The sequence below is a fragment of the Okeania sp. genome (assembly GCF_983059655.1).
The window spans coordinates 9,042-10,942 of record NZ_CEZPJD010000208.1; the positions used below are offsets into that span (position 1 = coordinate 9,042).

A 1,901-nucleotide genomic window follows, 5' to 3' on the forward strand; every position below is an offset into this window, starting at 1 on the left:
TCCCTATTCCCTAAAAAATGATTTTTCTAGAACTCGTCTTACAAAATTTCGGACCTTACTCCGGTAAACAAACAATAAACCTCCGCCCGACACTTACCGATCGCCCCTGCCCCATCATATTATTTGGAGGTATGAATGGAGGAGGAAAAACTACTCTTTTAGATGCCATTCGCCTTGCACTTTACGGTCATCGCGCCCAATGTTCAACTAGGGGAAATTTAACTTATGGCGACTTCCTTTCCCAATGTGTAAATCGCAATACTCCACCTACAGAAAAAACTCGCATTGAATTAGCTTTTGAACATATTCAAGATGACCAACTTGTAGAATATCGCGTAGTTCGTACCTGGGAAAAAAATCCTAAAGATGGCAAAGATAGTTTGGGAATTCTTGATGGTGAATGGCCTGATTCTTACTTGGCAAATGCCTGGGACGAATATATAGAAAATCTCTTACCTTTGGGAATTTCTAATCTATTTCTCTTTGATGGAGAACAAGTAAAAGAATTAGCTGAACTAGAAACACCACCACCTTTAGTAGTAGATGCAATTCAGTCATTATTAGGATTAGAATTAGCCGAACGTCTCGCAGCAGATTTAGATATTTTGGTGACTCGGAAAAAGAAACAATTTGCCAAGACTAAAGAAATGGCAAATTTAGAGGAAATTGAACAAAAACTCCATCAACAAAAGAGAGATTTGGAAGTTGCTACAGAAAAATTAGCAGATTTGGAAAAGCAATTAACAAAAGCTCAAGAAAAGCAAAAAAAAGCTATGAGAAAATTTGTCTCGGAAGGGGGAAAAATTGCTGCTGAAAGAAGTCAGTTAAAACAAGAATTTCAAGATGTCGAATTAGAGATGGAAAATGCTCGTCAGGAAATGGTTGAACTTGCCGCAGGAGCTTTACCTCTGGCTTTAATTTCTCCTCTTTTGGAACAAGCAAGTTCTCAAGGTGATGTAGAGATTTTACGCCATGAAGCAGAAATAGCTTTAGATGCTTTTCAGGAAAGAGACCGACGTTTAGTTAATTATCTGAATGAGTTGTCTATTCCTGCTGGCAAAATTAGTAAAATTCAAAGGTTTCTTCATCAAGAAAATCTGATGATTGAAGAGGATATTAATCAAAGTGATGAACCTTGGTTATTGGCAGATGAAGAGGCGCTAACTTTACTAGAAAATTTGTTGCGCTATGAGATTGAAAATTGTCGGACAAATGCTAGGGAAAGTTTAACTCGTCTCAAGGATTTAGAAGTGGAAATTAATATTCTGGAAAAGCAGTTGGTAAGTGCAGCTTCTCCAGAAGCTTATGAAATTTTGGAAACTGCTTTACAAGAGGCACAAACTGAGTTAGCCAGGATAAATATTGCTTGTGAAAATAGTAAAAGCGAGCGTAAAAAATTGGAGGATACTATTACTAAAACAAAGAAGGAATTATTTAGCTATACTGATGAAACTATCGAACGTCACAATATTCAAAATATCATTGAATCTTCTGGCAAAGTGAAGAAAACTTTGCAAATATTTAAGGAGAAGTTAACTTTGAAAAAATTGAATAAGTTAGAAATGGAAGTTACTGAATGTTTCCGCTATATTTTGCATAAATCAGATTTAGTGCATCGCGTGGCTATTGATACTAATAATTTTGCTCTTTCTCTCTACGATAATCAAGGGCAAGTTGTTCCTAAACATCGTATTTCTGCTGGAGAAAAACAGCTTTTAGCAATTTCGTTTTTGTGGGGTTTGGCAAGGGTTTCTGGTAGACATTTACCCGTCGCTATTGATACACCTTTGGGTAGATTAGATTCATCCCACCGTCAAAATTTAGTAGAACGTTATTTCCCTTCTGCTAGTCATCAAGTTATTCTTTTATCTACCGATACTGAAATTGGTAAATCAGAAGTA

General features: G+C 36.3%; 1 protein-coding gene. It reads left to right on the forward strand.

Annotated elements, in window-relative coordinates; all coding sequences use genetic code 11:
• Positions 1–17 precede the first annotated feature (17 nt).
• A partial coding sequence (gene dndD / locus AC3DU7_RS13660) for a DNA sulfur modification protein DndD (protein WP_488039887.1) occupies positions 18–1,901 on the forward strand: 1,884 nt, incomplete at its 3' end.